Source organism: Nesterenkonia sp. DZ6 (assembly GCF_022565835.1).
GTDB lineage: Bacteria > Actinomycetota > Actinomycetes > Actinomycetales > Micrococcaceae > Nesterenkonia.
In genome coordinates this window covers 353,102-376,932 of record NZ_JAJOYW010000003.1, presented here as the reverse complement: position 1 = coordinate 376,932, position 23,831 = coordinate 353,102, and the positions used below count along the sequence as shown (strand labels likewise).

General features: G+C 66.5%; 21 protein-coding genes and 1 tRNA gene. 7 read left to right on the top strand and 15 right to left on the bottom strand.

Annotation, left to right across the window (positions count from 1 at the left end; translation table 11 throughout):
* The first annotated feature begins 173 nt into the window (after nt 1-173).
* The gene (locus LTH93_RS10280) at nt 174-2,276 is read left to right on the top strand and encodes a BCCT family transporter (RefSeq protein WP_241470902.1); all 2,103 of its coding nucleotides are present in this window, start codon (nt 174-176) and stop codon (nt 2,274-2,276) included.
* Between the two features lie 117 nt (nt 2,277-2,393).
* Here the strand turns inward: LTH93_RS10280 and LTH93_RS10275 are convergent, their stop codons facing one another.
* On the bottom strand, nt 2,394-3,224 hold the full coding sequence (locus tag LTH93_RS10275; protein ID WP_241470901.1) for an aldo/keto reductase: 831 nt from the start codon (nt 3,222-3,224) through the stop codon (nt 2,394-2,396).
* Between the two features lie 232 nt (nt 3,225-3,456).
* Between LTH93_RS10275 and LTH93_RS10270 the strand changes: the two genes are divergently transcribed.
* A complete protein-coding gene (locus tag LTH93_RS10270; protein ID WP_241470900.1) occupies nt 3,457-4,113 on the top strand; it encodes a hypothetical protein in 657 nt (218 codons plus the stop codon).
* 41 nt (nt 4,114-4,154) lie between these two features.
* Here the strand turns inward: LTH93_RS10270 and LTH93_RS10265 are convergent, their stop codons facing one another.
* The 5 genes from LTH93_RS10265 to LTH93_RS10245 are packed head-to-tail and all read right to left on the bottom strand — an operon-like array spanning nt 4,155 to nt 8,929.
* Nucleotides 4,155-4,955 carry a LytR/AlgR family response regulator transcription factor gene (locus LTH93_RS10265; protein ID WP_241470899.1) on the bottom strand — a complete coding sequence of 267 codons (801 nt, stop codon included), beginning with the start codon at nt 4,953-4,955 and terminating at the stop codon, nt 4,155-4,157.
* A 42-nt stretch (nt 4,956-4,997) separates the two neighbouring features.
* Nucleotides 4,998-6,323: a histidine kinase gene (locus LTH93_RS10260; RefSeq protein ID WP_241470898.1), complete on the bottom strand. Its 1,326-nt coding sequence runs from the start codon at nt 6,321-6,323 to the stop codon at nt 4,998-5,000.
* The gene (locus tag LTH93_RS10255) at nt 6,313-7,998 is read right to left on the bottom strand and encodes a sodium/solute symporter (RefSeq protein WP_241470897.1); all 1,686 of its coding nucleotides are present in this window, start codon (nt 7,996-7,998) and stop codon (nt 6,313-6,315) included. Before LTH93_RS10255 ends, LTH93_RS10260 begins: the two co-directional genes overlap by 11 nt.
* A complete protein-coding gene (locus LTH93_RS10250; RefSeq protein WP_241470896.1) occupies nt 7,995-8,426 on the bottom strand; it encodes a hypothetical protein in 432 nt (143 codons plus the stop codon). Before LTH93_RS10250 ends, LTH93_RS10255 begins: the two co-directional genes overlap by 4 nt.
* A gap of 20 nt (nt 8,427-8,446) precedes the next feature.
* Nucleotides 8,447-8,929: a hypothetical protein gene (locus LTH93_RS10245; RefSeq protein WP_241470895.1), complete on the bottom strand. Its 483-nt coding sequence runs from the start codon at nt 8,927-8,929 to the stop codon at nt 8,447-8,449.
* Nucleotides 8,930-9,214: 285 nt separating this feature from the next.
* Here LTH93_RS10245 and LTH93_RS10240 point away from each other — a divergent pair, with 285 nt between their 5' ends.
* The gene (locus LTH93_RS10240; RefSeq protein ID WP_241466319.1) at nt 9,215-9,541 is read left to right on the top strand and encodes a DUF4212 domain-containing protein; all 327 of its coding nucleotides are present in this window, start codon (nt 9,215-9,217) and stop codon (nt 9,539-9,541) included.
* Nucleotides 9,538-11,214, top strand: a complete 1,677-nt coding sequence (locus LTH93_RS10235; protein ID WP_241470894.1) for a sodium:solute symporter family protein — start codon at nt 9,538-9,540, stop codon at nt 11,212-11,214. Before LTH93_RS10240 ends, LTH93_RS10235 begins: the two co-directional genes overlap by 4 nt.
* A gap of 185 nt (nt 11,215-11,399) precedes the next feature.
* Here the strand turns inward: LTH93_RS10235 and LTH93_RS10230 are convergent, their stop codons facing one another.
* The 8 genes from LTH93_RS10230 to LTH93_RS10195 all read right to left on the bottom strand — a co-directional run bounded on the left by LTH93_RS10230 (nt 11,400) and on the right by LTH93_RS10195 (nt 20,718).
* Nucleotides 11,400-12,260 carry an NAD-dependent epimerase/dehydratase family protein gene (locus LTH93_RS10230; RefSeq protein WP_241470893.1) on the bottom strand — a complete coding sequence of 287 codons (861 nt, stop codon included), beginning with the start codon at nt 12,258-12,260 and terminating at the stop codon, nt 11,400-11,402.
* Nucleotides 12,261-12,426: 166 nt separating this feature from the next.
* Nucleotides 12,427-12,828, bottom strand: coding sequence for a hypothetical protein (locus LTH93_RS10225; protein ID WP_241470892.1), 402 nt, complete (start codon nt 12,826-12,828; stop codon nt 12,427-12,429).
* 192 nt (nt 12,829-13,020) lie between these two features.
* On the bottom strand, nt 13,021-14,322 hold the full coding sequence (locus LTH93_RS10220; protein WP_370642751.1) for an ABC transporter permease: 1,302 nt from the start codon (nt 14,320-14,322) through the stop codon (nt 13,021-13,023).
* Nucleotides 14,319-15,722 carry an ABC transporter permease gene (locus tag LTH93_RS10215; protein ID WP_255727519.1) on the bottom strand — a complete coding sequence of 468 codons (1,404 nt, stop codon included), beginning with the start codon at nt 15,720-15,722 and terminating at the stop codon, nt 14,319-14,321. The genes LTH93_RS10220 and LTH93_RS10215 overlap by 4 nt, the downstream gene beginning before the upstream one ends.
* A 23-nt stretch (nt 15,723-15,745) precedes the next feature.
* The gene (locus LTH93_RS10210; RefSeq protein ID WP_241470890.1) at nt 15,746-17,335 is read right to left on the bottom strand and encodes an ABC transporter ATP-binding protein; all 1,590 of its coding nucleotides are present in this window, start codon (nt 17,333-17,335) and stop codon (nt 15,746-15,748) included.
* Nucleotides 17,336-17,367: 32 nt separating this feature from the next.
* Complete coding sequence (locus tag LTH93_RS10205; RefSeq protein WP_241470889.1) at nt 17,368-18,453, bottom strand: BMP family lipoprotein; 1,086 nt, start codon at nt 18,451-18,453, stop codon at nt 17,368-17,370.
* Between the two features lie 143 nt (nt 18,454-18,596).
* Nucleotides 18,597-19,964, bottom strand: a complete 1,368-nt coding sequence (locus tag LTH93_RS10200; RefSeq protein WP_241466326.1) for an MFS transporter — start codon at nt 19,962-19,964, stop codon at nt 18,597-18,599.
* A 124-nt stretch (nt 19,965-20,088) separates the two neighbouring features.
* Complete coding sequence (locus LTH93_RS10195; RefSeq protein ID WP_241466327.1) at nt 20,089-20,718, bottom strand: hypothetical protein; 630 nt, start codon at nt 20,716-20,718, stop codon at nt 20,089-20,091.
* Nucleotides 20,719-20,844: 126 nt separating this feature from the next.
* Between LTH93_RS10195 and LTH93_RS10190 the strand changes: the two genes are divergently transcribed.
* From LTH93_RS10190 to LTH93_RS10180, 3 genes are all read left to right on the top strand, one after another.
* Nucleotides 20,845-20,920: transfer RNA gene (locus tag LTH93_RS10190), tRNA-Lys, on the top strand.
* Nucleotides 20,921-21,284: 364 nt separating this feature from the next.
* Nucleotides 21,285-21,902 carry a DUF47 domain-containing protein gene (locus LTH93_RS10185; protein ID WP_241470888.1) on the top strand — a complete coding sequence of 206 codons (618 nt, stop codon included), beginning with the start codon at nt 21,285-21,287 and terminating at the stop codon, nt 21,900-21,902.
* Between the two features lie 15 nt (nt 21,903-21,917).
* Entirely contained in the window at nt 21,918-22,928 is a 1,011-nt protein-coding gene (locus LTH93_RS10180) for an inorganic phosphate transporter (protein ID WP_241470921.1), read from the top strand.
* Between the two features lie 42 nt (nt 22,929-22,970).
* Here the strand turns inward: LTH93_RS10180 and pstB are convergent, their stop codons facing one another.
* Nucleotides 22,971-23,741: a phosphate ABC transporter ATP-binding protein PstB gene (gene pstB, locus LTH93_RS10175; protein WP_241470920.1), complete on the bottom strand. Its 771-nt coding sequence runs from the start codon at nt 23,739-23,741 to the stop codon at nt 22,971-22,973.
* Nucleotides 23,742-23,831: the final 90 nt, after the last annotated feature.

Here is a 23,831-nt window from a genome sequence, read left to right as displayed (position 1 = left end):
TGGCGACGACGCAGAGTTCTGCCGACAGTCGCGTTGGCGCAGGGAACCAACCCCGCCGCAGCGACCGGAGAGCCGACGTCGTCTTTTTCTGTGTCTGGAACGAATTGATCGCTGCGCACTGAATCGTCTTGCACATGACTAGAGAACACTCTCACTTCACCGAGGAGGACCACATGGCTTCGCAACCCGAAGCTCGACTACGGGACTGGTCGCCGGCTGACGCCTGGCGCGGCCTGAACAAGCCCGTATTCATCCCCGCCGTGCTCATCATCGTCGCTGGCCTGATCTTCGCAACCATCTGGGGCGAAGCCAATGGCGCTGAAGCTTTCGAGACGCTGAACGCCACCATCGTGAACACCATCGGCTGGTGGTATGTCCTGGTCGCCACCGGTTTCGTGGTCTTCGCCCTCTGGGCCGGAGCCTCCAAGGCAGGCAACATCCGTCTGGGTCGCGACGACGAGAAGCCTGAGTTCTCGCTCGGCTCCTGGTTCACCATGCTCTTCGCCGCAGGCATGGGCATCGGACTCGTCTTCTGGGGCGTGGCCGAGCCGCTGTGGCACTTCATCGCTCCGCCAGACGTCACGGGAGCCGTCGGCATGGACGCCAGCGGCGAGATGGTCGCGGCGGGCGAGTCAGCCGCCATAGGCGCCGCGATGGGCCAGTCCGTCTTCCACTGGGGCCTGCATGCATGGGCCATCTACGTGGTCATCGGACTCGGCATGGCCTATATGACCTTCCGCCGCGGACGCCCACTCTCGGTGCGGTGGCTGCTGGAGCCGATCTTCGGCCGCAAGCTCATCGAGTCCTGGGTAGGGCACGTGATCGATGTGGTCGCGATCGTCGGCACCGTCTTCGGCATCGTGACCTCACTGGGGATCGGCACTCAGCAGATCGCGGCCGGCCTCGGCTTCATGGGATGGATCGAGGATCCGGCGAACACCGTTCTGTTGACCATGATCGTCGTGGTCATCATGGCGATCGCCACCTTCTCGGTGATCACCGGCGTGAACAAGGGTCTGAAGTGGCTCTCAAACTTCAATATGGTCCTCGCCGCGCTGCTGGCGCTGTTCGTCCTGATCGCGGGTCCCACTCTGTTCCTGCTGCAGTCTCTTGTAGGCAACCTGGGCGAGTACCTTATGGCCTTCCCGCAGCTGTTGTTCGAGACCGGGGCCAGCTACGCCGGCGGTGAAGATGGCGGCTGGTCCGCCGACTGGACCATCTACTACTGGGGCTGGTGGATGAGCTGGGCGCCCTTCGTCGGCATGTTCATCGCGCGGATCTCCCGCGGACGCACCATCCGTCAGTTCGTCATGGGCGTGCTCCTCGCGCCGACCCTGGTCGGACTGATCTGGTTCACCATCTTCGGCTCCTCCGGCATCTGGTACCAGGTGACCGAGGGTGTCATGGTGGGCGAAGACGGCAGCATCGACACCGTCGGTGCAACCTTCACCCTGCTCGAGCAGCTGCCCCTGGCGTCGATCACAGCGGTGGTGGCCATTCTGGTGATCGCGATCTTCTTCGTCACCTCCGGAGACTCCGGCTCGCTGGTCACCGATGTGCTCTCCTATGGCGGACGCACCGAGACACCGAAGCTGACCCGCGTGTTCTGGACTGTGTTCATCGCGATCACCGCCATCGTGCTGCTGGCAGCCGGAGGCGGAGAGGCCGCAGATGCCTCCCTGCGCGTGCTGCAGGTCGCTGCGATCAGCGCGGCGGCTCCGATGTCCATCGTGATGGTTCTGGCCGTGATCGCTCAGGTCCGGATGTTCAACTACGAGACGAAGACGATGCCTCGATACGTCCGCATCCGGCCCACGGCCAGCAAATCGGCGCTGGTCGACACCGCGCGCAATGCTCCGGGCGGCGGGGACTCGGCTCCAGGTGTGCACCGGAACGTGCGTTCGATCCTCACCGGTCAGCGCGCTGCGCTGAAGGGCTTCCTCGGAGGCACCTCAGCAACTCTGGCCGGACTGGACAAGCCCACCTCCAAGGAATCAAGCATCTCCACGCCGTTCGACTCCGACGACATGGTGTTCGCGATCCAGGACGTCCCGCCCCACTCCACCGTGGTCAACCCGCAGACGGGCACCATCGGCTGGGACGAGGACGTCGCGTTCAACGATCCGATCGCCGATCAGGTGTTCGCGACTCCGGAGTTCGCGGATTCCGCCACCGGTCAGCAGTGGGAGTCCGAGCAGATCTACGACGAGGCCGTCGGAAACAGCGAGGTCGAGTCAGATCCTGACACGCCCACGGGTGATGACACGCAGCGCTGATGCACTGCGCGATCTGATCACGTGAAAGAAGGGCGGGCCCCAGTTCAAATGAACTGGGGCCCGCCCTTCTCATCTGCCCAGCCGTGTCCGGCCGGATCAGACACCTCCTGCTCGGGATCAGGAGGGGTTGAACTCACCCGGGTTCGGGCCGGTTCGACCGTCGCGCTCAAGCCCGTCGATGGCTGAGAGCTCCTCCTCGGTGAGCTCGAAGCCGAAGACGTCGAAGTTCGACGCGATCCGATCCGGGGTGACTGACTTGGGGAACAGGATGCGTCCACGCTGAAGGTGCCAGCGGATCACGACCTGCGCGGGAGACACCTCGTGCGCCTGGGCCGCGGCGACCACGGGCTCGTCCTCGAAGACGGCACCCTGCGCGAGCGGGCTCCAGGCCTGGGTCTTGATGCCGTGCCGGTCGTTGGCCTCCTGGATGTTGCGCTGCTGCAGCGCAGGGTGGATCTCCACCTGGTTGATCGCTGGAATCACCGTGCCGGCCTCGACCACACGCTCGAGGTGTTCAGGCAGGAAGTTCGAGACACCGATGCTGCGCGTCAGTCCCTCGGCCTGGAGCTCCTCCATCGCCTTCCACGCGTCCAGGTAGGCCTCGTCGGCTGGTGAGGGCCAGTGGATCAGGTAGAGGTCCACGTAGTCCAGGCCGAGCTTCTGCAGCGAGGTGCGCAGCGCCTGCTTGGTGTTTCCGGCCTTGAAGTCGTTCACCCAGACCTTGGTGGTGATGAAGAGCTCCTCGCGAGGAATGCCCGAGGCAGCGATGGCGCGTCCCACACCCTCTTCGTTTCCATAGACGGCGGCGTTGTCGATGTGCCGGTATCCGACCTTCAGCGCTTCGGCGACCACCTTCTCGGCGTCGTCGGCTGGAACCTGCCAGACCCCGAAGCCGAGCTGGGGGATCGCGGTCCCATCATTGAGTGTGATCGTGGGAACAGTAGCCATCGGCAACCTCTCTCATCCTGCGTACATGTCTGAGGGCAGCCCTGCCCTCGTGTTGTGTGAACCACGCAACAGTCAGGATCATTCCATGAGGTCGGTCGACAAGGGTCCATTTCTGCAGACCCCTCGTCAGAGTGCCTACTCACTGGTCAGCCGATGCAGACGGGCCTAAGCTGAAGTCATAGGAGTGCACCGCGCCGGGCGCCGCTCCTCCGCACCGATCAGAGGATTCATCATGGCCGCAGAGGTCACCGCTTCACGACGCCGAGCCACTGGGCGCACCCTGCTGATCGTCTCAGCCCTCGGCTGCGCGGGATTCGCCGGTTGGTCGTTGGCGCAGCTCCAGCTCACCACTTCCGAGACGTTTCTCTCGGAAGCGTGGCACGCCTTCGGGCTGATCGTCTTCGCGGGGCTCTTCGCCCTCGTCGCCTGGCGCCCCCGGGCCTACCCCGGCCTGATGGAGCTGACCATCGTGCACAGCATCGGAATGTTCGTGCTGGCGTTCCTCAATCAGGACGCGGCCGGCGCCACGGCGACCATGATCCTGCACGGGCTTCTCGCGGTGGCTCTGCTCATCGCCTATGTCGTCCTCGGCTGCATCAAGGCGTGGGGGCACCAGCCGGCGACGGAGCAGCCACCGTCGGCCGCCGCGAAGCGACCCGAGGCCACGCGCGATCCCGTCACCGCCGCGAAGGACTCCAGGACGAAGGGGCAGCAGAGCCGCCAGCCAACTGCCGGGAACACTCCGCGGGGGATTGACCGGACTCCCGAAGCGCCGGCGCAGCCAGGCACCCAGGCAGGCGCCGCACCCCACGCGCAGCCCCCGCGGACCGGCACCGCGCCGACGAGGCCATTGCCGCAGGAGCTTCCCGAAGATCGCCCGCGCCCCTGAGTGCGCCTGGGGACGACCGGACACCCGGAAGGGTCCGGGCCTCACACCCCGAGTCGACGGCGCAGCTCGGGTGCGTGCCGTCGGGAGACCTCTACCCGGCTGCGCTGGCGATCATTGAGCACCAGGACCAGTGCGCCGCGGAAGTCTGGCACCAGCTCCCGGACGTAGCGCAGATTGACCAGATATGAGCGGTGCACCCGGAAGAAATGGCCCTGGAGGCGACGCTCGAGCTCATTGAGCGAGAACGACACGAGCACGCGATCATCGGTGAGCTTCAGCGAGGCGTAGCCGCGCGCCGCCACGGCGTAGACGATCGCATCACCGTCGACGAGCACCGTCCGGCCGTCCTTCTGCACCGGGATCCGCACCAGCTGCTGCGCATTTCGTCGGGGTGCGGCCTCGGCCTGGGCGGGCTCCGGAACTGCCGCAGCTGAGACCGCCGCGGCCGGTGACGAGGCGGCCTCGGCGCCGGCGAGCGCGCGTTGTACAGCTCGCTGGAGCCGGTCGGCGGAGAACGGCTTGACCAGGTAGTCCGCGGCCGCGAGATCAAAGGCCTCCACGGCATGATCGGGGTAGGCGGTGGTGAAGATGACCTGAGGCGGGCGCACACCCTCGGGAGCACTCGCGCCGCGCAGCCGCTGCGCGACCTCCAGTCCGGTGAGCCCGGGCATGCGGATGTCGAGGAAGACCAGGTCGTAGGCAAGAGAGTTCAGCAGCAGGAGCGCCTCTTCACCATTGGTGGCTTCTCCCACCACTTGGACGCCGCCGACCTCCTCGAGCAGGAACCGGAGTTCCTCGCGGGCAGGAGCCTCGTCGTCCACGATCAGAGCGCGTGGGTGCATTGACTCAGTATAGGGGGAACATCCAGGTCACTGTGATCGCAGTCACCGAAGCGGGATCTGCAGCTCCACCACGGTGCCTCCGGAGCGCGGGGTCGAGATAGAGAGGTCATAGCGGTCCCCGAACAGCGAGTTCAGCCGTTCGGTGATGTTCTGCAGGCCGACCCCGGCATGCTTCGGGTCATCGGTGAGGGTCTCACTCCCGTCGAGGCGACCGGCTCCGTCGGCCATCTGCGCCAACACCTCGGGGGCCATCCCTACGCCGTCGTCGCTGACCCGGATGCTCGTGGTGCGCGCCAGCGGGTCCACTCTGGCCCGCAGATGCACGGTCCCGCCCGCGGGCTTGCCCGCGATGCCGTGTTTGACCGCGTTCTCCACCAGCGGCTGGATCATCAGCACCGGCACTCTGGTGGTGAGCACCTGCGGGTCGATGTCATAGCGGACCTTGAGCCGGTCCCCGAAGCGCGCCTGCTCAAGCGAGACGTAGGTGCGCACGAAGTAGTACTCCTGGGCGAACTCGGCGTAATGCCCCTCCTGGCGCACCGCGTAGCGGAAGAACTCGGAGAGCCGCAGCAGCAGCTCGCGGGCCTCGTCTGGTCGGGTGCGGGCCTTCGAGGCGATGGTGTTGAGGATGTTGAACAGAAAGTGTGGGTTGATCTGGGCGCGCAGCGCGTTGAGTCGCGCATCGGTGGCCAGCTGCTTCTCACGGTCGAGCTCGGCCAGCTCCAGGTGCAGCGAGAGCATCGCGGCCATGTCCTCGACCAGCTGACGCGGCGGGATGTCGGCCTCGGCCTGGTACACCCCGAGGGTCCCGATCACCCGGGCACCCACGCGCAGCGGCACGATCACCGCGGAGGTCAACTCACAGTCGGGCTTGCGGCAGCCCACACCGGCACGGTCGCGGACCACCTGGGTCCGGCCCTTGGCGATGGTGCGCGGGGCCGCGGAGGTCTGCATCTGGGCCCCCTCGCGGTGGTGATCCGCGCCAGGTCCCACATAGGCGAGGATCTGCTCGCGGTCGGTGATCGAGACGGCATCACCGGAGAGCATCGGGCGCAGCAGCTCGCAGGTCCGCCGGGCGGCCTCCGGGGTGAGTCCGGCGCGCAGCGGCATGGAGCGTCCCGCTGCGGCGAGGTTGCGCACCCCACGGCTGACCTCGACCTCCCGCGGTGAGACCGGACGCTGGCGACGCCGACCGGTGGCCCCGCGCAGCGCCGACGGGTACCCCAGCACCGCTCCGACCGTGAGCCCGAGCCCGAGCCCGAGAGTGGGAAGCATCGGCAGGGCCGGGTCGGCGAACACCTGGGTGCCGAGATAGACCAGAATCCAGATCAGCGTCACTCCCGCTGCCAGCATCGCGCTACCGCGCATCCACGCCTCCTCGGGTCAGTCGGGCCATACGTTCGGCGCGGCGATCCGCCGCGGTGCCGTGCATCCGCACCCAGTGCGCCTGGACCCCGTCGGGGGCCCTGGTTCGCAGCGAGACCAGCACCACCACCGCCACCGTGATCGGCGCGACCACCAGGGTCGGAGCGGCAAGAAGCTCGCGCAGCCAGTCGGCCTCGATCAGTCCGGCCGTCATGAACATGCTCACCGAGAGGGTCGCCCCGGTGAGCAGCCCGGCCAGGGAACCGGCCGCCGTCGTCCGGTGCCACCAGATCGCGAGCACCAGCACCGGCGTCAGTGCGGAGCCGGCCACGGCGAAGGCCCAGGTCACCATGGTCGCGACCAGCGAGGGCATCGCCGGGGCGAAGGCCTCGGGGCGCAGCGCGATGGCCAGTCCGGCCGCGAGCGCTGCGCCCAGCAGCGTGGTGATCCGCCCGGCCCACACTGCCTGGCGCTGCGTGGCGCGGGGGTTGATATGACGCTCATAGACGTCGTGGCCCCAGGTGGCCGCCGAGGCCAGCAGCAGCCCGGCCACCGTGGACATGGCGGCGATCAGGGCGGCGGCGGCGATCAGCCCCAGCCCGGTCTGCTCGCCGTAGATCCGGCCCAGCACCGGCAGCGCGTGCTCAGGGGTGTGCAGCACTCCGTCGACGGTGAGCTCCTGAAGCCAGGGCCTGCCCGCGACGGCGTCAGGGATGATGTCCCGGGCGGCGGTGCCCAGCATGATCGCCATCGCGTAGAACGCGCCGATGAGCACCAGCACCCAGACGGTGGTGGTGCGGGCGGCCTTGCCGGTGGGAGAGGTGAAGTACCGGTTCATCACATGCGGCAGCCCGGCGGTGCCGAGCCCCAGGGTGACCACCAGCGCCACCTGACCCAGCGGCCCGTAGCGGGCGCCGGGCTCACCGAAGAGCGCCGGCTCCCCCGGGTGCATGTGGTTGGTCTCCTCGGTCAGCGTCCACTCCTGCCCGTCGGCGCCGCCGAGCGTGGGATTCGCCAGCGGGGCCTCGCTCAGGCTCTGCACGGCCTCCCCATAGCGGAAGCCGTCCGCGGTGACCACCACGGCGAGCCAGACCAGCGCGGCGAAGAGCAGCAGGAACTGCACGGCCTGGTTCCAGGTGGTCCCGCGCATCCCCCCGAAGGCGACGACCACGGCGACCACCGCAGTGGAGAGCAGCACTCCGGTCGCGTAGGGAGAGAGGCCCAACAGACCCTGCCCGACCAGCAGCTCCCAGGTGATGCCTCCACCCACCGACTGCGGCACCAGATAACAGAGGATGACGAGCTGGACGACACCGACCGACGCCAGCCGGACCGGATCCGAATCCATCCGGCGGCCGAGGAAGTCGGCCAGCGAGAACTCTCCGAAGCGGCGCAGCGGAGCCGCGATGAGCAGCAGCACGGGCACGAAGCCGGCGGCGAAGCCCACCGCATACCAGGCGCCGTCCAGACCCGAGACATACACCGCAGCGGCGACCCCGAGGAAGGAGGCGGCCGAGAGGTAGTCCCCGCAGATCGCCCAGGAATTGGTCATCACACCGACCCGCTGGCCCGCCAGATAGAAGTCCACGGTGGAGGGGCCCCGGGGGCGGCTGATGAAGGAGACTCCGAGCACGATGATCAGCACCGCGGCCAGTGTCACCACCGCGGTCGAGGTCACTTGAGCTCCTCCCCTGCGGCGGAGTCGTCGTCGAGTCCCTGCTGACCCCCAAGCATGCGCGACTCCACCGAGGCACTGAGCCGAGCCGCAGCGATGCCGATGATGGCGAAGACCAGATAGAGTCCGCCGGCCGCGGCGACGAAGCCGGGGCTGAGGTCTCCGAAGACCCGCGCCTGGGTCCACCACTTCAGCGTCATGGTCAGCACCGGGAAGGCGGCCACCAGCACCAGGAAGACGACGAAGTAGGCCAGCGCCACCCCGCGCTGGGCGCGGAAGGCGGCGTCGACCTCGGCGGGGGTGTCACGAACCTCGTTGTCAGAGGGAAAGTCAGAGTCAGAGGGGAAGTCGGCGCCGGCGCGGTGTTCGCTGGCCGAGGGAGGACCCGAGTGAGGGGATTCCGGCGTCGAGCCTGCAGAAGACGGCTTCACGTCCTCAGGCCCATGTCCCCTCAGGCGGGGAGCCACGTCCGGTACATGTTCCAGGAGGACTTGAGCAGGACCACTGCGCCGCCGCCGGCGAGCACGAGACCCATGCCGGGCAGGAGTCCGCCCCAGGCGCCGGAGCTGGCCGAGAAGGCGAGGATGTTCCAGGCCTGCAGCAGCACGATGCCGGTGACGATCAGGCCTGGGATCCCGGCGTGGGCGATCGCCAGCTTGCGGCGCGGCACGAACGCGCCGGCGAAGGCCAGGAAGCCCACCGCCAGGGTGATCACTCCGGGGCCGTCGGTGCCGCGCAGAGCGTAGGTCTCCCCGGTGACCTGCGCCATGAAGGGCAGGTAGACCCAGGGAAGGAAGGCCGAGACGATCAGCATGAGACCGCCGAGGATCATGGCCTTGCTGCCGGGGTGGAAGACGCCCCAGCCCGTGGCGCTGCCAGCCTTCAGCCGCGCGGTGATGCCGCCGTAGATCCCTTTGTCCGCTGTCGTGGTCATGCCGTCATCCTAGATGTGATCGGCGACACAGACGAAGCATGCGCCGGAGAAACTGATCAACGGCGGCTTCCGGGCGTTGAACGGCGTCTTCCGGCAGGTGAACGGTGATTCTGCTTGACTGACCCGCTCAGCGCGGGATTCGCGCCGCTGGCAAACACAGATGCACCGCTGAAGGTCCCCGGGCTTGTGATTTGTGCCACATTTTGACTTTCTTAGACCAGTCCCTGCGCATCCGCGTGGGTGAATCGCCCCGCACTACTCGCACTAGGAAGAAGGGAGTCTCCCATGTCCGATGTGGCACATGAGGGAACCTCCGGCGGTCCGCCAGAGGCGGAGGACACCAGTTGGCGCAAGCGCTACTGGAAGAAGAACCTCCGACTGATGATCACCCTGCTGGTCATCTGGTTCACCGTCTCATTCGGCTTCGGCATCCTGCTGATCGAGCCGCTCAACAACATCGTGATCCTCGGCTTCCCACTCGGCCTCTGGTTCGCCCAGCAGGGATCGATCTACGTCTTCGTGATCCTGATCCTGGTCTACGCGCTGTGGATGGACAAGATCGATGACGAGTTCGGCGTGGCCGAGCGCAACGAAGAAGGTGGTTACAAGTGAACGAGACTCAGTTCTGGACCTTCTTCTTCATCATCCTGACCTTCGGCATCTACATCACCATCGCGTGGCGCTCTCGGGTGAAGGAGACCAAGGAGTTCTACGTCGCCTCTCAGGGCGTCCCAACGCTCGCCAACGGCGCCGCGGTCGCGGCGGACTGGATGAGTGCCGCCAGCTTCATCGGCATGGCCGGCCTGATCGCCTTCCTGGGCTCCGACGGCTCGGTCTACCTGATGGGCTGGACCGGCGGCTATGTCCTGCTTGCACTGCTGCTGGCTCCCTACCTCCGTAAATGGGGCAAGTTCACGGTGCCCGAGTTTGTGGGTGACCGCTATTCGGAGTCGGTGCGCATCGTCGCGGCCATCGCCGCGATCGTCGTCTCCTTCACCTACGTGGTCGGCCAGATGGCCGGCGGCGGCATCGTCTTCAGCCGCTTCCTCGGACTGAGCGTCGAATGGGGCGTGGTGCTGGTCGCCGTCGTCATCTTCATCTACGCCGTTCTCGGCGGCATGAAGGGCATCACCTACACCCAGGTGGCGCAGTACACCGTGCTGATCATCGCCTACCTGATCCCGGCCTTCGCCGTGGCCTACCAGACCACGGGCATTCCGGTTCCGCAGATCTCCTACGGGCAGATCCTGGCAGAACTGGACTCGCTCAGCGTGGAGTTCGGGCTCAATGAGTTCACCGAGGCGTTCTCCGGCCGCGCAGGCGGCCAGATCGACGTCTTCCTGGTGACGCTCTCGCTGATGCTGGGCACCGCCGGTCTGCCGCATGTGATCATCCGCTTCTACACGACCAAGACGGTCCGCGGTGCTCGCTACTCGGCCTTCTGGGCGCTGTTCTTCATCTCGCTGCTCTACCTCACGGCTCCTGCCGTGGGTGCCTTCACCAAGCTGAACCTGCTCCAGGGTGTGCAGGGCCAGGGTCCTGACAGCCTGCCTGACTGGATCAACACCTGGGCTCCGACGGGTCTGGTGACCGTGAACGAGGACGTCGAGACGATCGGAACCGTGTCCAACCTGGCGACATCCGGGGCGGACCTGATCGTCAACAACGACATCCTGGTCCTGGCCTCACCGGAGATCGGCGGGCTTCCCGCTCCGATCGTCGGCCTGATGGCCGCCGGCGGCATGGCGGCAGCCATGTCCACCGCGGCAGGTCTGCTGCTGGTCATCTCCTCCGCCGCTTCGCACGACCTGTACTTCCGGGTCTTCAAGAAGACCGGTGCTTCCGAGAAGGAGCAGATGATGGTCGGACGCATCGCCATGGGCGTTGCGATCCTGTTCGCCATCTGGGCCGGCATCAACCCGCCGGCATTCGTGGCCCAGGTGGTCGCGTTCGCCTTCGGCCTCGCAGCGGCGACCTTCTTCCCGATCCTGATCCTCGGGATCTTCTGGAAGAAGGCCAACGGTCCGGGTGCCACCGCAGGCATGCTGACCGGTCTGGCGTTCACCGGAACCTACATGATCTACACGCTGGAGGTCTTCGGAACCGGCGCGAACGATCACCTCTTCAACGTCTCTCCCGAGGGCATCGGTGCCATCGGTGCCGCGATCAACTTCATCGTGATCGTGGTGGTCTCCAAACTCACGGCGCCGCCGAGCGAGCACGTGCAGGAGATGGTCGAAGATATCCGGTACCCGCAGACCCGAAAGGCGAATGTGCGTTCCTGAATCGGCCTGCTGCGGCAGACCCACACAGACAAGCGGCCCTCGCTCCATCACTGGAGCGGGGGCCGCTCGTCTGTGGCCTGCGGTTCCGAGCCGACGCTGGGTTCGGAGCTGAGGGTTGGTTCGGAGCTGACGATTGGTTCGGAGCTGACGCTGTGCAGGCACAGGGCCCGCGGTCAGCCTGAGGGTCAGCCCGAGGCGGGGTCTGTGGCATCGCGCCAGGAGTGCCTCGGCTCGTAGCCGAGCTCCCGGCGGGCCTTCTCGATGGAGAGCAGCGTGTCATTGACGCCGAGCTCACCGCGCAGCGCGACCTCCGGGAAGACCTCTGCGACGAGTTCCGCGTTGGGCCGGGACATCACCGTGTCCGCGGCGGCGATGATGTAGCGCTCGAACCCCGGGCCGGCGACCTCGAGGGCGCGCTGGACGGCCTGGGCGCCGTCGCGCGCGTCGATGTAGCCCCAGAGGTTCCACTTGCGCAGCCTCGCGTCGGAGTCGAAGGCCGGGAAGTCTGCGTAGTCTTCGGGGTTCATCACATTGGAGAAGCGCAGCGCGGTGATCGAGAGCTGCGGGTTCCAGCGGACCAGTTCGACCGCCATCTGCTCCTCGAGGTGCTTGACCAGAGAGTAGGTGGACTCGGGCCGTGCGGGGTACTGCTCGTCCACCGGGATGTAGGGCGGAGGGGTGTCGAAGGGCAGTCCCAGCACGGTCTCGCTCGAGGCGCAGACGATCCGGTCGATCCCGAGCCGGGCTGCGGCCCAGAAGACGTTGAAGGTGGCCGTCACGTTGTTGTGGAAGGTCGCGACGTCGGTGCGGATTCCGGGCGCCGGGACAGCGGCCAGGTGCACCAGAGCGTCCACGCCGTCGTGCTGATCCGCGACCCCGCCCAGCGCGTCGATGACCTGGCCGTAGTCGGTCAGATCCAGCTTCACGAAGCCCGGGCCGCGGGCGCCTTCGACATCGAGGCCGATGATCTCATGACCCGCGGATCGCAGCTCCCGCGCCACGACGGTGCCGAGCTTGCCTGTGGATCCGGTGACTGCGATTCTCATGGCGCCTCATTCTGGTGTGTACTGGGACTGTGTGCTGGATCTCAACGGATCCAGTGGCCACAGTAATCCACAGCGGCGACCAAGCGGGATCTGACTGGTTGCCTTCTTCCCAGGGTCGGTGTGGGTCGAGGGTCGGTGTGGGTCGAGGGTCGGTGTGGGTCGAGGATCAGTGTGGGGCACGGCCGAGGCCGAGTGCGTCGAACACCGAGGAGGGCTGGGTCAGGCACCAGCTGAAGACCGGGTCTGGGTAGATGATCCCCACCGCATGGTCTCCGTCGAGCACCAGCAGCGGCTGCGCTCCGGAGATGCGGTACCGGGCCAGCACTTCCTCGATCGGGTCCTCCGGGCTGAGTGGGCCGGGGGCGACCCCGATGAGCGCGGCGCAGCGCTTCTTCTCCCACTGCGCAGGATGCTCCAAGGCCACTTCGGCCAGAGCGGCTTCGGTGATCAGGCCCAGCGGCTGGTGGGAAAGTCCGACGACCAGTGCGGCCGAGTCCAGACCACGCACCAGCGCCGCGGCGTCGCTCAGCGACGCGGTCACCGAGACGACCGACTCGACGGGAGACATGAGGTCGCTGACGCGGAGTTCGCGCGCCCCCCGCGAGCGAAGAGTGGCGTGGCGGCCGGTGAGCTGTGCGGTCGAACGTGAAACGTGCTCCATAGGCAACCCTCAAGTAGTGAACCGAGAGCCCGCTGCTTGAGCTGGTAAGAGCCTATAGGGAAGGTCGTCTGCGGTAAAGGCGGCCTATCGGCGCCTTGCCTACTTCACGTATGGGGTGCCGTTGGCCGCAGGAGGCCTGACCCTGCCCACGAAGCCTGCCACCGCGAAGATGGTGATCACATAGGGCAGCATCAACAGCGCCTCGGAGGGCACCGGGGTGCCGATGGTGGCCAGCACGTTGCCCAGTGAGGTGGAGAACCCGAACAACAGGGCTGCCAGCAGCGCCCCGATGGGGTGCCAGCGACCGAGGATCATCGCAGCCAGCGCGATGAAGCCGGCGCCTGCCGACATCTCCTTGCCGAAGGCTAGCCCCTGTCCGATGGTGAAGAAGGCACCGCCGAGTCCGGCGATCGCCCCGGCCAGGATCACGTTGTAGACCCGCATCCGGTTGACCTTGATGCCCACGGTGTCTGCGGCCTTGGGGTGCTCCCCCACCGCGCGGGTGCGCAGGCCCCAGCGGGACCGGAAGAGGAAGATATTCAGGAGCCCCACGATCAGGTACATCAGGTAGACCAGAATGGTCTGGTTGAACAGCACCGGGCCGATGATCGGGATCTGCGAGAGCCCCGGGATCGGCAGTCGCGGCAGCTGCTGGCGGGCGTTCCACAGCTCTGGGTTCTGGGTCAGCGCCGTGGAGAAGAGGAATCCGGTCAGCCCGATGATCAGCACGTTGAGCACCACGCCGACGATGATCTGATTCACCTGGTACTTCACCGAGAAGAACACCAGCAGCGCACCGACCAGCGCACCGGCGATCGGGGCGAAGACCAGCCCCATGTAGGCGCTGGTGAACACCGAGGCGGCGACGGCGGCGAGGAACGCTCCGGCCAGCAGCTGCGCCTCGATGGCGATGTTGATGACGCCTGAGCGCTCACCCACCAGTCCGCACATGGCGCCGAAGATCAGCGGCACCGACAGTGCCAATGCCCCGGTGAGCATGGTGACCAGCGGGATGACGGCGCCGCGGTCGGCGCCGGCCCAGACCAGGAACGCGAACACGAAGAGCACGCCGAAGAGCAGCGGCAGCCACAGCCGGGCCTGCGCGCGGCGAGACGCCTGCCAGAAGGCGAAGCCAGCCAGCACGACAAGCGCCACCGCCGAGATCCAACCTGCTGGGCGCGAGGGCAGCTCCACGATCGGGATCTGAAAGAAGTCCCCGCCCGAGGAGAGTCGGAAGTGAGTCCGCGCGCCCTCCGGAACGGTCAGCGCGAAGAGCACGCTCAACGCTGCCAGCACGGCGTAGGTGATCGGGTACTTCCAGGAGATCGGACGAACCCCGGTGGAAGCCCGCTTCAGCGGGTCCGCCTGGACGGCAGCGGTGCTCACGGTCTGTTCGCTCACTTGCCAGGCTCCTGTGTCGTGGTGCTCGGTGGCTGCGTGTCATTCGGCCCGGTGCCCGGCGCATGGGTGCCCGATGGTCCGGTGCTCCGCGAACCGGCGCTCGGTGCGCCGGAGGTCTGCAGCTCCCGCTCCGTCGTGGAGCCGGTGGGGGCCGCACCCTTCGCCGTGCGCCGGGAGCGTCGGGTGCGGATCCGCGGGCGCCCATCGGCGTGGGGCAGGAAGAAGATCGCGCGCACCAGCGGCGGGGCCGCGATCATCAGCACGATCACGGCCTGCAGGACCAGCACGATGTCGATCGGGGTGCCGGTCTGAGCCTGCATCAGCACGCCGCCGGCGCGCAGCCCGCCCAGCAGCAGCCCCGCCAGGAAGGTGCCCAGGGGCTTGGAGCGTCCGAGCAGCGCCACGGTGATGGCGTCGAAGCCCAAGGTGCCGGCCACGCCGCCGGCGAGTCGATACTCGGTGCCCAGCACGTGGGCGGCGCCGCCGAGGCCGGCGAGACCACCGGCGATCACCAGCACCAGCGCGGTGGCCTTGGGCACGTTGATCCCGGCAGTCCGCGCTGCCTCTGGGTTCTCCCCGATGGCGCGGAACTCGAAGCCGAGCGTGGAGCGCTCCAACAGCCACCACACACCGAGGGTGGCCAGGATGGCGATGAGGAACCCGGCGTGGAGTCGGAACCCGGATCCGAGCAGCGAGAAGAGCTGCGCGGATTCATCGACCGAGCTCGAGAGCGGCTGGTTGGAGCCGGTCTGCTTGTACCACTGCTGCTGCAGCAACCAGGCGAGCAGATAGATGGCGATGTTGTTGAGCATGATCGTCACGATCACCTCGTTGGCCCCGGTGCGCGCCTTGAGCACTCCGGCGATCCCACCCCAGATGGCGCCGCCGAGGATGCCGCCGGCGAGCGCGAGCAGCGCGTGCAGTCCCACCGGCATCGAGAGCGCATAGCCGAGGAACCCGGCGGAGGTGGCGCCCAGGATGATCTGTCCCTGGCCGCCGATGTTCAGCATCCCGGAGCGGAAGCCGATGGCGATGCCGAGACCGGCCAGGATCAGCGGCACCGAGTAGACCATCGTCTCGGTCAGCGGTCGGATCGAACGCGCCGCCGAGGGCGCCTGCCAGTCGAAGACCGCCCCGCGGAACAGCGATGAATACGCCTCCCGCAGCACCTGGAAGGAGGTCTCCAGGAAGGCGGTGGGCTGGGCGAAGAAATAGCTCAGGCTGGCCTGGACGTCGCGGTTGGCGGCGAGGATCAGCACCGCGCCGACCACGAGGGCGACGACGACTGCCAGCACGGTCACCAGCCAGGAGGTCTGGCCCAGCTCGCGCAGCACACGCGAGAGTCGACCCTCGGCCTCGGCCCAAGGGCTCTGCTGCTCGGGCTTCGGGGCAGGGGTCATTCCCTGCTGCGACCCTGATGCGCTCACTTGTTCTCCTCTGCTTCGGCCTGCTCGTCGGCCTCGGCCAGCACGGTGTGGTGGGTGGCTGCCTGGGCCTGCGCCTCATCGGCGGGCACCCCGGCCATCATCAGTCCGAGCACATCGCGGCTGGTGCTGGCCGGCACGATCCCTACGATCCTGCCGCGGTACATGACCGCGATCCGATCGGCAAGGTTCAGCGCCTCGTCAAGCTCTGTGGAGACGATCAGGCAAGGCGTGCCCTTGTCGCGCTCCTCGATGATCGTGCGGTGCACGAACTCGATGGAGCCGACATCGAGGCCGCGGGTGGGCTGGCTGGCCACGAACAGCCGCAGGTCTCGGCTCATCTCACGGGCCAGCACGACCTTCTGCTGATTGCCCCCAGAGAGCGTAGAGATCGGGTCATCCACGCCGCCCATGCGCACATCGAAGCGCTCCGCCTGGGTCTGCGCGGCCTCGCGCATCACCGGCAGCCGCAGCGCGACGTTTCCGGGGCCCCCGGCGTAGGGGGGCCGGTCATACATGTCCAGCACATAGTTCTCGGTGATGGTGAAGGCGCCGATGACGCCGTCGGTGCTGCGGTCCTCCGGGACGAAGCCCAGTCCGGCCGCCAGGCGCTGCTTGACGCTGAGCGGAGCCAGATCCTTGTCATCGAGCAGGATGCTGCCCGCCACCGGGGTCCGGAGCCCCAAGACGGTCTGGGCGAGCTCGCTCTGCCCGTTGCCGTCGACCCCGGCGATGACCAGGATCTCGCCCCGGCGCATCTGGAAGTCGACGTGGTCGACGACCACCTTGTCCGCGCTGTTGAGCACCGTCAGTCCGCGCACCTCGAAGCAGACCTCACCGGGATCCGCCGGTTCCTTGGCGGTGGTCAGGTTGACCTCGCGGCCGACCATCAGCCCGGCGAGCTCGGTCTCGGTCGACTGCGGGGAGGTCTCCCCCACCACGGCGCCGCGCCGAATCACGGTGATGCGATCGGCCACGGCGCGGACTTCACGCAGCTTGTGGGTGATGAAGACGATGGAGGTGCCCGAGTCACGCAGCTGTCCCATGATGGTGATCAGCTCGTCGGTCTCCTGCGGGGTCAGCACCGCGGTGGGCTCGTCGAGGATGAGCACCTTCGCGTCGCGGGACAGCGCCTTGATGATCTCCACGCGCTGCTGAGCCCCGACCGGGAGGTCCTCGATGCGCGCATCGGGGTCCACGTCGAAGCCGAAGCGCGCAGAGATCTCCAGGACCTTCGCGCGGGCCTGAGCCATGTCCATGATGCCCGCGGCGCGGGTGGGCTCGTAGCCCAGCGCGACCGACTCGGTCACGGTGAACACCGGGATCAGCATGAAGTGCTGGTGCACCATGCCGATCCCGGCATCCACGGCGTCACCGGGCCCGTTGAAGCTGACCACCTGGTCATCCAGCAGAATCTCACCCTCGTCGGGGCTGTAGAGCCCGTAGATGGTGTTCATCAGAGTGGACTTGCCAGCTCCGTTCTCACCGAGCAGGGCGTGGATCTCGCCCGGCTCCACGGTGAGGGAGATCCGGTCATTGGCGGTGAAGGAGCCGAACCGCTTCGTGACTCCTCTGAGCTCAAGCTTCATCGCTGCGGTGTCGCCAATCAGTTATTCGCGGGTCAGGACGGGGCGTTCTCGGACTCGATGACGGTCTCGCCATCGATGATCTCCTGGCGCAGCTGCTCGATGGCCTCTGCCACCTCGGAGGGCACCTCGTCCTCGAAGTCGTGGAACGGTGCGAGTCCGACACCCTCGTTCTCAAGGGTGCCCACGTAGGACTCGTTGGTGAAGCCGTCCTGGACACCTTCATCGATGGTGGCGTAGACGGCGGCGCCGATCTCCTTCATCACCGAGGTCAGCACGATGTCTCCGTAGTCGGTGGACTCGTAGCCGTCGGAGTCGACCCAGATCATCTTGGCGTCGGCTGCCTCCAGGGCGGGACCTGCACCGACTCCGGCGTTGCCGGCCACGGGCATGATGACGTCGGCGTCCTGGCTCAGCAGCTGCTCGGTGACCTCACGGCCCTGGGTCTGGTCGCTGAAGTCGCCGGAGAAGCTGCCGTTCTGGCCGTCCTTGTCCCAGCCGACCACCTCGACGTCGTCGTCGTTGTCCTCGTTGTAGCGCTCCACGCCGTCGGCGTAGCCGTCCATGAAGACGGTCACCGAGGGGATCTGGATGCCGCCCCAGGTGCCGACCACTCCGGTCTCAGACATCGCGGCGGCGACGTAGCCGGCCAGGTAGGCGGCTTCACCGGTGTTGAACACCAGCGGCTTCGCGTTCTCCGGCTCTTCACCCTCTTCGAAGTTGAAGTAGGAGTCGATCAGCGCGAAGTCGGTCTCGGGGTTGGCCTCGGCGGCTTCACGCAGGCCCTCTTCAAGCAGGAAGCCGACGCCGAAGACGACGTCGCAGTTCTGCTGGACCATCGTGTCGACGTTGGGGCCGTACTCAGACTCGGCGGTGGACTGCGCATCGGCGGAGTCGACGCCGAGCTCGTCGATCGCCATCTCCAGGCCCTCGAACGCAGACTGGTTGAAGGAGCGGTCATCCCAGCCACCCTCATCGGAGACCAGGCATGCCTTGTAGTCGACCTCTTCGGAGGCGGCGCCGTCGCCCTCCTCCTCAGGGGCCTCTCCACAGGAGGACAGGATCAGTGCTGCGGCGGCCGTCGCGGCGATGGCACCGCTGGTCTTGAAGGACCTCTTCATGGGGTTCTCCTCATGGTGCAAGAACGGCACCCATACGGGTGCCGAGAAACGAGTGATGCAGGCAATAGTACGGCACATTTCCCGCTCAAACATTGCTCGGATGTTTCGGTGATGTTCACTGGCCTGATGCAGCAGAACTCGGCTCAGGCAAGCTCTTTGGCCGTGGTGTCCGGAGCCAGCTTGAGCATCAGCAGCACCGCCAGAACCACCCCGATCAGGCAGATCCCGAAGGCTCCGGCCAGCCCGAAGGTCGGCTCCATCCAGGCGATGAAGAGCAGCGGGCCCAGCCCGGCGCCGATCCGCGAGATGGTCGATGCCCAGCCGAAGCCCGATCCGCGCAGTTCCGTGGGGTAGAGCTCAGAGACGTAGGTGTAGAGCACCGGGATCGCGATCTGGATCACCATGCCGAAGCCAAGCAGCAGGATCAGCACGGCGGTGGGCAGGTGCATGGTCAGCCCGAGCACCACCAGCATCGCGGTGGCCACCGGAGCGGAGATCGCCAGCAGCACCCGGCGTCCGGTGATCTCCACGAGCACCGTGGAGATCACCACCCCGACGAGTCCGACGGCGGCCATTCCTGCGGTGCGGATGAACGCTTGATCTTGTTCGTACCCGGCGTCGATCAGAAGGGTGGGCATCCATTGAATCGCGATGTAGTAGACGGTCATGATCGCGAGGAAGAGCACCCAGGAGACGGTGGTGACCCGCCAGCCGTGCGCCCAGACGAGCTTCAGCTGCTCTCCCACCGCACGGAAGCTGAGCTTCGCGGGAGCCTGGGTGGTCTCCATCGTGTACTCCTGGACCGGCGCCCCGGTGCGGGTCACCATCGAGTCGATGACCTTGCGCGCCTCCTCCATCTGCCCCTGGCGCATCAGATACATCGGAGACTCAGGCACATAGAGCCGCACCGCGAAGACCAGCAGCGCGGGCAGGATCATGGCCAGCAGCGGCAGCCTCCAGTCGCCCCATGTCCCGACCAGCCAGGCCGAGACGAACCCGGCGAGCGCCGCTCCGATGGGCCACCAGCCGTCCATGGCGGTGAGCACCCGTCCGCGCTGCTTGGCCGGGGTGAATTCGCCCACCAGGGCGTAGTCCACCGGGATGCAGCCGCCGAGGCCGACGCCGGCGAGGAAGCGGAAGAGCACGAACCATTCCAGGCTTCCGGTCATGGCACCGGCCACGGTGAACAGCGAGAAGATCAGCAGCGTCCAGGCGAAGGCCTTCTTGCGCCCGATCCGGTCGGCGATCGTGCCCCACATGACCGCACCCACGGCCATGCCGATCAGGTTCGCCGTGCCGATCCAGGCGGCGTCCGAGGGTGTCAGGTTCCACTCTTCGGAGAGAAGCGGGATCAGGATGCCGTTGAGCGAGACGTCCCAGGCGTCGAACATGAAGCCGAGCCCACCGATGAGGAAGATCCGGCCCTGGGTGTTCCACCGCCAGGGCAGGCCCTGCAGGACGGATTCACCGGTGGGCAGCGCCGTGGGGAGATTCGCAGTGTTCTGGTGCACGAGGAGAGTGTAAGCCCGCGGGAGGGGACCCTACTCCCAGATGACCTCCAGCTCATCGGCAGTCGTGTCCACCAAAGGGGTTCCGAGGGTGCCCACGTCCCCAAGTGCAGCGCGGAGCGGCCGCTCAGTCGAGAGTTCCGGCGCGACAGCCCCGTGCGGCGCTCTCAAGCTCCTCCGCGGTGCGCAGCAGCTGGTCGGCACGCTCGGTGAGCCGGCGGGCCGATTCCGGGCTGTGCTCTTCGGAGCCTCCCGCCCACAGTGCCTGCCCGCGGGCAATGACCCGACAGAATGCCCCAGCCCGGTCGAAGGCCGAATCGATGTCTCCGCGGTACATCCCCGCGAGCACCAGATCTGCCAGTCGGTCCATCTCCTGGGCGGTGGGCGGCTCGGCGACGCCCGCGATCGCGTGGGGCGCCGAGTCGGTCTTGCCCAGCTGGTAGTACTCACTCATCCGTTGTGGATCTTTGTTCACAGCGGCTCGGATCGCGTAGATCCTCCAGAGACCGCCGGCCAGCGAGTGTGCCGGAGAGTCGGCCCAGAGCTCGGCGATGGCCTCGATGCCTTCGGTCTCGGCCAGTCGTATGAACCGCTCCGTCACCTCGGGATCATCGGAGTCGCGACCGTGGAAGACCAGCGCGTGGGCGGTGTCGTGGGCGGCCTGGGAGATGATGGCCGGATCCGCGCCGCCCTCCCGCTGATCAAAGGCTGCCGGCTCCGTGTAGCTCGGCCGACGGTGGCGGGGCTGTCTGGTCATCGCGTCCTCCTTGAAGAGATTCGCTTCGGTATGCGGGCCGCTCAACTGACGACCTGCATAGTGTCCGTCATTATGCCGCAGGCCCCGGCGGCGATACCATAGGGCACGTCTTCAGAGGCTTCACAGGGGCCTTTAGCTCAGTTGGTAGAGCATCGGACTTTTAATCCGCTGGTCGCGGGTTCGAGTCCCGCAGGGCCCACCATAGCCCTCCACTGGAGACAGGTATGCCCAGGTCAGCGCTCAGCGTAGGCCTGGGCATACTTCATCGGGGGGCGGATTTCGAACCTGCCCCGACGCGTAGTTGACCGAGTGCCCGAACAAGGAGCACACTTGAGGTGTGCCGGGCTGCGGTAACCCCCGGGCTCCATTATTGAGCCGCTTCGAGCGGCCCCGCGCCGTGAGGCGTTCCCAGCCCGGCACACCTTAATCTTCCACGCCGATTCGGCCAGCTCTTCTGCACGTGCCCTCACCGGCGCTCATCCCAGGCCATCACGGCCGAGTTCATGTTCGGGCTATACACTCGTGGCCGACACGTCGACACTCGTTCACCTGGGGAAACACACCGCATGATCGTACGCAGAGGCCAGCGAAAGCCTGAGGCCACCGACCTGCTGGCCAGCATCGCCCGGGAAGTGCGCTCCGGGGTGCAGCTGATCTCGCAGCTGCTCGGCAGCCCGAACGAGGACCGGGCCGCCCTGCGGGACCAGCTGCTCGGCCTGGAGGGTCGAGCGGTGGACCTGCACTTCAATCTGATGACTCATATCCGCAGCGTCTTCCTGACCCCGCTGCCGCGTCACGACATCTATGCCCTCTCCCAGCAGCTCAACCGCACCATGGAGCACGTGGTCGCCGCAGGTGACCTGATCCTCGCCCGCCCACATCTGAGCCTGCCCAGCCAGAGCGCCGACCAGCTGGAGACGCTGAGCCGCCAGCTGGACCTCACCGTGGCGGCGATGTCCCGGTTGGAGGACTTCGATCTGCTGGAGGAGTACTGGATTCAGATGCAGCGCCTGACCAAACAGGCAAACCGGACCCACCGGGTGTGGATGACCAGCACCGACAATGCCTTCCAACCGAACATCGCGCTGCAGCAGGCGCAGATCGCAGATGCACTGCTGGCCGCGATAGACGACCAGCGGACGGTGGCGGTCACTGCCGGTTCAATCATCGTTCGCGAGTCCTGAGGCGCCCGCGTGGAGATGATTCTGCTCGGACTCATCTGCCTTGTGCTGGTTCCCAACGCCTACGTGGCCGGGCTCCATGATGTTCCCAATGCCATCGCCATTCCGGTGCGCACCAGGGCGCTCACACCTCGGGTGGCGACACGTGTGGCGGCGGGTTTCAACGCCCTGGGAGTTCTGCTCACTCTCCCGCTGGGGATCTACCTCTTCACTTGGTTCGAATTCCCGGAGATGGATCCAGTACTGCTGCTGACGGTGACGCTCTGCGCGGCGTCGACCCTGCTTGGGTGGAATATCTTCACCTACCTCAGGGGCATGCCGACGTCAATCACCCATGCTCTGCTGGCGGCATTCCTCGGGGGCACCCTGGCTGCCGCGGTCGTCGCGGATCTCGATTTCGCGGAAGTTCTTGCCATGCCGTGGGTCGGGGTCGCGCTCACGCTCCTGCTGTCTCCGCTGGTCGCGTTCGGGCTGGCCTACCTGTTGGTCTTCGCGGCTGTGCGCTTCGCGCGCGGTGGTGATCCCGACGCCGTCAACTCCACCTCACGCATGGCGCAGTCGGTGAGTGTCGGCGTGACATCCCTGGGCACCGGACTGCAGCAGGGTCAGCGGTTTTCCTTCGTGCTGATCACCGCCTCAACGGCAGCGCAGATCGAAGCGGCTCAGGCCTGGTTGCCCTACGCGTATGTCGCGTTCGCGCTGCTGATCGGTGCTGGCTGCCTGACCGGAGGGTGGCGAATCGCGCACACGCTGGGCCATCGTCTGGTGGACATCGACCCGCTGCGCGGCATGGTGGCCACAACGACCACTTCGGGACTGCTCTTCATCGGATCGCTGGGGTTCGCCCTGCCGCTGTCCACGTCACTGACCGCGGCTTCATCGGTGATCGGGGCTGGGTCGAATCAGCGCTTCGCCACGGTCCATTGGCGTCAGTTCCGACTCATCTGCCTCTACTGGGTGCTGACCCCATTGGTCGCCGCCACAGTGACGGCGCTGCTCACGACGGTGATGAGCCTGCTGCTTGTCTAGGCGCGTCCTGATCGGACGCGCCCAGGCCCAGCAGCAGAACGATCAGCCGAAGCGTCCGGAGACGTAGTCCTCGGTGGACTTCTCGGCCGGGTTGTTGAAGATGGTGGAGGTGTCGTTGTACTCCACGAGCCGCCCGATGCGCTTTCCGTTGTCCTGATCGAGGCCAGCGGTGAAGAACGCGGTCGTGTCAGAGATGCGCGCGGCCTGTTGCATGTTGTGGGTGACGATGATCTGGGTGTACTCCTGTTTGAGGTCTGTCATCAGATCCTCGATCGCGGCGGTGGCGATCGGATCGAGCGCAGAGCATGGCTCATCGAGCAGAATCACGTCCGGAGACGTAGCGATGGCACGGGCAATGCAGAGGCGCTGCTGCTGGCCGCCGGAAAGACCGAAGGCAGAGCCCTTCAGATTGTCCTTCACCTCGTCCCAGAGGGCCGCGCGGCGCAGTGACTGCTCCACGAGATCATTCATGGACTCGACCTTCATCTTGGTCACCCGCGGCCCGTAGGCAACGTTGTCGAAGATCGACTTCGGAAAGGGATTGGGCTTCTGGAAGACCATGCCGATGCGACGCCGCACTTCGATCGGGTCGATCTTCGGCTGGTAGATGTCCTGGCCGTGATAGGTGACCTCACCCTCGATCCGCGCCGAGGGAATGAGGTCGTTCATCCGGTTCAGGCTGCGCAGCACAGTCGACTTGCCGCAGCCCGACGGACCGATGAGCGCGGTGACCTCACGACGGTTGAAGTTGAGGTTCACATCATCCACCGCATGGAAATCGCCGTAGAAGACGTTGAGTCCCTTGGTCGCCATCACCGGAGGCACGTGGCCGCGAGTGTCGTTGGAAGCATCTGTGCTGGTCTGGGAAGTCATAGTCATTGGTCCTTGTCGATCAGTGGTGCA